Raw genomic sequence first — 7,896 nt, forward strand, 5'->3', positions numbered from 1 at the left:
CTCACGGGGGTCCGATTCGTACCGATTCACCCTATCCGAGGGCTCGACGCGGGGCGCTGTGGCGGGGGCGGGAGGGGGCGGGGGGGGGGCGGGCCCCCCCCGCCCCCCCGGGGGGGGGGGGGGGCGCCCCCCGGAATCCGGAGGGGTCAGGCCGTCGACGCGATGTCCGCGTAGCCCTCGATGTCGCGCGGGTCGCGCCGCCCCGGGCCGATGTAGCGGGCGGAGGGGCGGACCAGGCGGCCCGTGCGCTTCTGCTCCAGGATGTGCGCGGACCAGCCGGCGGTACGGGCGCAGCTGAACATCGACGTGAACATGTGCGCCGGGACCTCCGCGAAGTCCAGCATGATCGCGGCCCAGAACTCCACGTTCGTCGCGAGCACCCGGTCGGGGCGGCGTGCGTGCAGCTCCTCCAGCGCCGCCTTCTCCAGCGCGGCGGCCACCTCGTAGCGCGGGGCGTCGAGCTCCTTGGCGGTGCGCCGCAGGACGCGGGCGCGCGGGTCCTCGGCCCGGTAGACGCGGTGGCCGAAGCCCATGAGCCGCTCGCCCTTGTCGAGGGCCTTCTTCACGTAGGCCACGGCGTCGCCGGTGCGCTCGATCTCCTCGATCATGCCGAGGACGCGCGAGGGCGCGCCGCCGTGCAGCGGCCCGGACATGGCGCCCACGGCACCCGACAGGGCGGCGGCGACGTCGGCGCCGGTCGAGGCGATGACGCGCGCGGTGAAGGTGGAGGCGTTCATGCCGTGCTCGGCGGCCGAGGTCCAGTAGGCGTCGACGGCCTTGACGTGCTTGGGGTCGGGCTCGCCGCGCCAGCGGATCATGAACCGCTCGACCACGGACTCGGCCTTGTCGATCTCCCGCTGCGGGACCATCGGCAGGCCCTGGCCGCGGGCGGACTGGGCGACGTAGGAGAGCGCCATGACGGCGGCGCGCGCGAGGTCGTCGCGGGCGGTCCGCTCGTCGATGTCCAGGAGCGGTTTGAGGCCCCACACGGGGGCGAGCATGGCGAGCGCGGACTGCACGTCGACGCGGATGTCACCGGAGTGGACCGGGATCGGGAAGGGTTCGGCGGCCGGCAGGCCCGGGTTGAAGGCGCCGTCGACCAGCAGGCCCCAGACGTTCCCGAAGGAGACGTGGCCGACGAGGTCTTCGATGTCCACCCCCCGGTAGCGGAGCGCTCCGCCCTCCTTGTCGGGCTCGGCGATCTCCGTCTCGAACGCGACGACCCCTTCGAGTCCGGGTACGAAGTCGGACATGCGGCGGCTCCCTCAGATAGTGCGAACACGCGCGGTTCCCGGCGTGATTCGCGGTCCGGCGCGGTCATCACCGTTGATGCCCGGCACGGCCGGTGGTCATCCGTGCGGGGACCCTCGGACCGGCCCCAAGATTTTGTCCGTTCCACCGGACCTTCGGAAGCGTGACATACGGCACACCCCTCGCCCGGTTGCTGCGGCAGGATGGCCGTGTGACCGATGAGGACATTGACCCCGCCGCCATGCGCCAGCAGTACCGATCCGAGATCGTCGAGGAGGCGGGTCTCGACGGGGATCCGATGGCGCAGTTCGCCCGGTGGTTCCAGGAGGCCGCCGACTCGCACCTCTTCGAGCCGAACGCGATGGTCGTCTCGACCGCCGACGCCGCCGGCCGGCCCAGCTCCCGCACCGTGCTGCTGAAGCAGTTCGACAGCCGCGGCTTCGTCTTCTTCACCAACTACGGCTCGCGCAAGGCGCGGGAGATCGACAAGAACCCGTACGTCTCGCTGCTCTTCCCCTGGCATCCGATCGCCCGGCAGGTGATCGTGACGGGCCGGGCGGCCCGGACCGGCCGCGACGAGACGGCCGCCTACTTCCGGTCCCGGCCGCACGGCTCCCAGCTGGGTGCCTGGGCGAGCGAGCAGTCGCGGGTGATCGCCTCGCGTGCCGAGCTGGACCGCCGGTACGCGGAGCTGGCGGAGCGCTATCCGGAGGGCGAGCAGGTGCCGGTGCCGCCGGAGTGGGGCGGGCTGCGGGTGGAGCCCGACGCGCTGGAGTTCTGGCAGGGGCACGAGAACCGGCTGCACGACCGGCTGCGGTACGTCCTCGACGGGGGCAAGTGGCGGATCGAGCGCCTCTGCCCCTAGAGCGCCCCTGCCCCTGGGGCGCCTCTGCCCCCTGGGGCGGCGCAGACGCAGACGACCCGCGGGCTCGGGTTCCTCTCCTGCAGTGAGAGGAGCCGGCCGGACGTGCCGGCGAGCCCGCGGGTCGGGTGACTGCTTGGGATTGGCACCGGGCGGCTAGCCTCCGCCGGGCACCGCACTGGGTGCGTTGCTGACGACGGGCCCTTAGCCCGCAGCCACCTCACGCGTCCGGTTTCCGTACATTTCGGGAACCACCTCCCTTCTCGTGTACGGCAGAGCCTAGGCCTCCTCCCGGAGGGTCTCAAATTATTTGTCGAGCTCCGCGCGGATGGCGGCAACTCCCCTGTGCACGGGCCGGGTTGCTCCCTACACTGGCCGTCCGCCATCGGGGGAGGGGTGCCATGGGCGCCGAGGTGCTGCCGCGCGACTACCGGATCCGGTCCCAGCAGATGACCGCCGTCTACGTCGCCGTCGGCGTCGGGCTGCCCGGTATCGCCCTGTCCGTGCTGAACCTGGACGACGTCCCCGGCGCGGTGAAGCTGGTGGTCATGGCCCTGGTCCTGCTGCTCTTCGGCTGGCTGGTGTGGGCGTCCAAGCGCTGCGCGACCTCCGCCGACCTCAAGGGCATCCGGGTCCGCCGGTTCACCGGGAGCAGGCGGCTGGCCTGGGAGGACATCCAGGAGATCCGGGCGGTGCGCAACCCGAGCGCGGGCATGGGGCAGAACCAGCCCACCCTCATCTCGTACGCCTACGACGGCGAGGGCCGCCGGGTCCAGCTCATGTACGTGGACGACAACCACGTCGACGTCGAGCGCGAGATCGCCGCGATCCGCGGTGCCTGGGAGGAGCTCCGCGGCCCCGACTGGGCGCCCGACCCGCAGGCGCGCGAGCGGATGGAGCGGCAGGCGGTGCGCGAGGGGCGGATGCTGAAGGCGACGTTCTGGGGGTGCGGGATCTTCTTCGTGCTCTTCGTCGTCGCGATGGTCGTCATGGTCGTCGCCACCTGAGCGACGGCGACCCCTATCGGACATTCCGGGAGGATTCCGAGAAGCGGGTGTGGTCTGTGTCACGTTCCAGTTCAATGATCTGACGTGCCGCACACGCGAACACCTGCAGGGGGTGCCAGGTGAGTGCTTCCGGACGTGGTGAGACCACCGACGATCTGCTCGCAGCGCTGCTCGACGGGATGGACGCCGCCCTGTGCGCGTTCGACGCCGACGGCGTGATCACGCACTGGAACCGCGAAGCCGAGCGGATCCTCGGCTGGAGCGCCGCCGAGGCGGTGGGCCGGCGCGGGTTCGCGGGCTGGGCGGTGCGGGCCGCCGACGCGGACGACGTGCAGGACCGGCTGATGTCGGCGCAGGACGCGCCGGGCCGCCAGGTGCACGAGTTCGCGTTACTGACCAAGGAGGGCGGCCGGATCCTCGTACGGACCCAGTCCGCCGGGGTGCCGGGCGCCGACGGGAAACCGGCCGGGGTCTACTGCGCCTTCAGCGAGGTCCACGCCCAGATCGACCTGGAGCGCTCCATCGCGCTCAGCGAGGCCCTGATGGACGACGCCTCCTGGGGTGTCGTCCTGGTCGACGTGGACCTGCGCCCGGCGGTGGTCAACGCGCACGCCGCCCGCGCGTTCGGCGCCGGGCGCACCACGCTGCTCGGCCGGCCGCTCGGAGATCTGCTGGCCCGGGGCGTCGAGGAGCTGGAGGGGGCGCTCCAGCACGTGCTCGCCGAGGGGGCGCCGCCGGGGCCGGTGGAGCTGTGGGTAACGGTGCGGACCCCGGAGGGGGAGCGGCGGCGCTGCTGGCGGAGCGGGTTCCTGCGGCTGGCCTCACCGCTCGCGGAGGAGCCGGTGCCGCTGGGCGTGGGGTGGCTGTTCCAGGACGTCACCGAGGCCCGGCAGGCGGAGCTGGACAACGGGCAGGCGCGGTTCCGGGCCAACCAGCTGCACCGGTCCGGGCGGGCCGCCGCGGAGTGCGCCGACCCGGCGGAGGCGGCGGCCGTACGGCTGGACTTCGCGCTGGCGGGGTTCGCGGAGCACGCGCTGGTCGACGTACTGGCGGCGGACGGGCAGCGTCTGGTCCGCGCGACGGCGACCCCGTCGGGGCTGGCCCTCCTGCTGCCCCGCCCGGGGGCGATCCCGGCCCGCTACGAGGCCGCCCACCCGGCACTCCAGGCGCTGGACCGGATCGGCCCGGTCCGCGCCAGTGCGCCGGGGGCGGCGGGCAGCGAGGCCGCGGAGGGGTGGGCCCGGGTCCGCCAGTGGCCGGCGGGGGCCGCGCACGCCCTGTGCACGGTGCTGCGCAGCCGCGGGCGCACGCTGGGCATCCTCACGTTCGTCCGAGGCCCGTCGCGTCCCGCGTTCGACCGGGCGGACGCGGCGTACGCGGAGGAGGTGGCGTCGCGCGTCGCCTCCGACCTGGACCTCGCCTCCGCCCCACAGACCACGCAGGGTCCGGCCTAGTGCCGGAAGAAGATCCGGTCCCCGTACTCGCGCATGACGCGCCCGTTCCACTCGTGCCCGCCGTCGACGTTGCCCGACCGCAGCAGCGGCGGCTCCACCCCCCGCGCGGCCAGCTCCCCGGCCGCGGCCGCCATCACCGCCTGCATGATCGCGCTGGTCACCACCGTCGACGCGGGAGCGAACGGCGCGTCGATGCCGTCCGCCGTCAGCTCCGCGTCGCCGACCGCGATCTTGCTGTCGAGGACGATGTCGCAGTGGTCCTTCAGGAAGGTCCCCGACACGTGCCGGGACCTGGTCTCCGCCGCGTACGCCACCGACGTCACGCCGATCACGGTCAGCCCCAGCGCCCGCGCGTTCATCGCCATCTCGACCGGCAGTGCATTGCGCCCGGAGAGCGAGATGACGACCAGCACATCCCCGTCGGAGGCGGGGCTGCTGTCGAGCACCGCCCCGGCGAGCCCGTCGACCCGTTCCAGCGCGCTGCCCAGCGTGGCGGGCATGACGTCGACCCCGGCGGTGCCCGGCACCGCGAGGAAGTTCATCAGGGCCAGGCCGCCGGCCCGGTAGACCACGTCCTGCGCGGGCAGCGAGGAGTGGCCGGCGCCGAAGGCGAACAGCCGGTGGCCCGTCGCCACGGCCTCGGCGATCGCCGTCCCGGCCTCGGCGATCCGCGCGCCCTCCTCGTCGCGCACCCGTTCCAGCAGGCCGATGGCGGCGTCGAAGAACTGCCCGGCCAGCTTGCTCTCGCTCATACGCCGAAGGCCCTTCCAGTCGTCGGTGGTCCGCCGCTCACCGTGCGGTCTGGACCAAGGAGGTGTCAATACGGGCGTCAATCCCGGCACCGAAGCCCTGCCCGGCGGGCGTCCCGGGCGGTGGCCCGGTGCTCGGGGCGGATGTCCCGTACATGCCTTGACGTCAGGCGCGGGACGGTTGTCGGCCCGATGCGTCAGAATTGGGGACAGGGCCAGCGCACGCAATCCGAGGGGCACGAATGTCCGGACTGATCGATACCACGGAGATGTATCTCCGCACCATCCTTGAGCTGGAAGAGGAAGGCGTGGTCCCCATGCGCGCCCGGATCGCGGAGCGGCTGGACCAGAGCGGCCCGACGGTGAGCCAGACGGTGGCGCGCATGGAGCGCGACGGGCTGGTGGCGGTGGCCAGCGACCGGCACCTGGAGCTCACCGACGAGGGCCGCAAGCTCGCGACGCGCGTGATGCGCAAGCACCGCCTCGCGGAGTGCCTGCTCGTCGACGTCATCGGGCTGGAGTGGGAGCAGGTGCACGCCGAGGCCTGCCGCTGGGAGCACGTGATGAGCGAGGCGGTCGAGCGGCGTGTGCTGGAGCTGCTGCGCCACCCGACCGAGTCCCCGTACGGGAACCCGATCCCGGGCCTGGAGGAGCTGGGGGAGAAGGCGGAGGCCGACCCGTTCATCGAGGACGGTATGGTCAGCCTGTCGGACCTGGACCCGGGCAGCGAGGGCAAGACGGTGATCGTCCGCCGTATCGGCGAGCCGATCCAGACGGACGCCCAGCTGATGTACACCCTGCGGCGCGCGGGCGTGCAGCCCGGCGCGGTGGTGAGCGTGACGGAGTCCCCGGGCGGGGTGCTGGTCGGCAGCGGCGGCGAGGCGGCCGAGCTGGACGCGGACATCGCCTCGCACGTGTTCGTCGCCAAGCGCTGACGCGGGCGCGGCCCGCGCGGCGCCCTCCGGTGCCGCGGGGTGCGCCCCGGCCCGGCCGTCGCAGTCCCCTGAAGACGAGTGGTCCCGGCGCCTCGCGGCGCCGGGACCGTCCTCCCCTGGTTGACCTGGAGCCCCGAGCTCTCAAGGTCATCCCCTTCGGACCGTCTTCCCCGAGCGGCCCGCCTCCCTGTTGAAAGGATCTCCATCGGCAGGGGCGGCCAATCCTTGAGCAAGGTCACTCGAAAGAGCGGTGTTGTCGGCGAGACGCCCGTTTTCGAATACGGGTTCGATAGTCTGGCCGGGAGCGAAGGGGGTGCATCCTCGGTGGTTCAGCGCATCGATGTCACTGCAGCCGACGGCGTCCGACTGGCCGCCTGGGAGTTCCGCGATCCGCCCGCCGAGCCGCGGCAACCGGCGGTCCTGTTACTGCACGGCCTGATGGGCCGGGCCCTCCACTGGGCCGGCACCGCGAGCTGGCTGGGCGAAGACCGCCGCGTGGTGGCCCTGGACCAGCGGGGCCACGGCCAGAGCGAACACCCGGCGACCAACGGCACCGCCCCGCCGGACGGCTCCCGCGCCCCCGCCGTCCCTGCCCCCGCGCATCGCGCCCCCGGCACCCCCGCGGCCGCCCTTCCCGCCCCGGGCGCCCCGGTGCCCGCCATGCCCGCCCTCGGGCGCGAGGCCTTCGTGAGTGACGCCGAAGCGGCCGTCGAGCAGCTCGGCCTCGGCCCGGTCATCCTCATCGGCCACTCCATGGGCGCCCTCACCGGCTGGCAGCTCGCCGCCCGCCGCCCCGACCTCGTCCGCGCCCTGGTGATCTGCGACATGCGGGCCTCCGCGCTCGGCGAGGCCTCGCAGCAGGAGTGGGAGGAATGGTTCCGCCGCTGGCCGCTGCCCTTCCCCACCCAGGACGCCGCCCGCCGCTGGTTCGGCGAGGACGACCCCCGGGTGGAGCGCCCCGACCCCGGCCGGGGTGCCTTCTTCGCCGAGGTGATGCACCAGGCCCCGGACGGCTGGCGCCCCCTCTTCTCCCGCCGCCAGATGCTGACGGCCCGCGAGACCTGGGTGCACGACGCCCACTGGGAGGAGCTGGCCAACGTGCGCTGCCCCACCCTCGTCGTCCGGGGCCTGGACGGCGAGCTCGGCCGCGCGGAGGCGCAGGAGATGGTCCGCGTCCTCCCCGCCGGCCAGTACGCCGAGATCCCGGACGCGGGCCACTACGTCCACTACGACCAGCCCGCCGCCCTGCGCGCGGCGCTGGAACCCTTCCTGGAGGCGGTCTCGGGCATGGCCTCCCGATGACCCGCCCGGCCCGCCGCCGGTGCGCCGCTCACCCGATGGAGTGGATCGCCGCCCTCCACTGAGCCCAGCGCGGCCCGCCGTACGCGACGGGCCGCGGCGGCCCCCACAGGCTGTGGCCTGTCCAGTGGGAGCCGCCGGCCCGCTGCACCCCGGCGGTGAGCAGACGAAGGGTCTCCATGTCCACGTCCACGTCTCCGTCCACGTCTCCGTCCACGTCCACCTCCCCGCTCCTGTTCCCGTCCGCCCCGTCCACCCCGCCCGTCAGGTCGGCCCCGTCCGCCCGGTCCGCCGCCTCCGCGCCGCCGCCCGCGTGCGCCGCGGGCCGCGCGCGGGCCC

7 protein-coding genes and 1 pseudogene are annotated in these 7,896 nt (G+C 73.7%); 5 read left to right on the plus strand and 3 right to left on the minus strand.

From position 1 onward, the window contains the following. Positions 1–146 precede the first annotated feature (146 nt). Entirely contained in the window at positions 147–1,253 is a 1,107-nt protein-coding gene (locus WDV06_RS35225; protein ID WP_351891174.1) for a citrate synthase 2, read from the minus strand. A 239-nt stretch (positions 1,254–1,492) separates the two neighbouring features. On the opposite strand from WDV06_RS35225, the gene pdxH reads away from it, so the two are divergent. From pdxH to WDV06_RS35240, 3 genes are all read left to right on the plus strand, one after another. After that, positions 1,493–2,116 (plus strand): pyridoxamine 5'-phosphate oxidase, encoded by a 624-nt coding sequence (gene pdxH / locus WDV06_RS35230; protein ID WP_395513899.1) that lies wholly within the window; start codon positions 1,493–1,495, stop codon positions 2,114–2,116. A 398-nt stretch (positions 2,117–2,514) separates the two neighbouring features. Beyond that, entirely contained in the window at positions 2,515–3,120 is a 606-nt protein-coding gene (locus tag WDV06_RS35235) for a PH domain-containing protein (RefSeq protein ID WP_395513894.1), read from the plus strand. 119 nt (positions 3,121–3,239) lie between these two features. Next, positions 3,240–4,574 (plus strand): PAS domain-containing protein, encoded by a 1,335-nt coding sequence (locus tag WDV06_RS35240; RefSeq protein ID WP_395513895.1) that lies wholly within the window; start codon positions 3,240–3,242, stop codon positions 4,572–4,574. On the opposite strand, the gene WDV06_RS35245 is transcribed toward WDV06_RS35240, so the two are convergent. Beyond that, positions 4,571–5,326, minus strand: coding sequence for an SIS domain-containing protein (locus WDV06_RS35245; protein ID WP_395513896.1), 756 nt, complete (start codon positions 5,324–5,326; stop codon positions 4,571–4,573). The two genes, WDV06_RS35240 and WDV06_RS35245, sit on opposite strands and share 4 nt — an antisense overlap. Positions 5,327–5,565: 239 nt before the next feature. Between WDV06_RS35245 and WDV06_RS35250 the strand changes: the two genes are divergently transcribed. Both WDV06_RS35250 and WDV06_RS35255 read left to right on the plus strand, forming a co-directional pair. After that, the gene (locus WDV06_RS35250; protein WP_395513897.1) at positions 5,566–6,258 is read left to right on the plus strand and encodes a metal-dependent transcriptional regulator; all 693 of its coding nucleotides are present in this window, start codon (positions 5,566–5,568) and stop codon (positions 6,256–6,258) included. A 324-nt stretch (positions 6,259–6,582) separates the two neighbouring features. Then, the gene (locus tag WDV06_RS35255; RefSeq protein WP_395513898.1) at positions 6,583–7,560 is read left to right on the plus strand and encodes an alpha/beta fold hydrolase; all 978 of its coding nucleotides are present in this window, start codon (positions 6,583–6,585) and stop codon (positions 7,558–7,560) included. 28 nt (positions 7,561–7,588) lie between these two features. On the opposite strand, the pseudogene WDV06_RS35260 reads toward WDV06_RS35255, so the two are convergent. Continuing rightward, positions 7,589–7,896: pseudogene (locus WDV06_RS35260) on the minus strand (hypothetical protein); the annotation flags it as partial.

The organism is Streptomyces racemochromogenes (genome assembly GCF_044129415.1).
GTDB classification, from domain to species: domain Bacteria; phylum Actinomycetota; class Actinomycetes; order Streptomycetales; family Streptomycetaceae; genus Streptomyces; species Streptomyces racemochromogenes_A.

Coding starts and splice junctions, on each gene's coding strand:
- WDV06_RS35245 (WP_395513896.1), bottom strand. CDS start 5,326: ATGAGCGAGAGCAAGCTGGCCGGGCAGTTCTTCGACGCCGCCATCGGC.
- pdxH (WP_395513899.1), top strand. CDS start 1,493: ATGCGCCAGCAGTACCGATCCGAGATCGTCGAGGAGGCGGGTCTCGAC.
- WDV06_RS35225 (WP_351891174.1), bottom strand. CDS start 1,253: ATGTCCGACTTCGTACCCGGACTCGAAGGGGTCGTCGCGTTCGAGACG.
- WDV06_RS35235 (WP_395513894.1), top strand. CDS start 2,515: ATGGGCGCCGAGGTGCTGCCGCGCGACTACCGGATCCGGTCCCAGCAG.
- WDV06_RS35250 (WP_395513897.1), top strand. CDS start 5,566: ATGTCCGGACTGATCGATACCACGGAGATGTATCTCCGCACCATCCTT.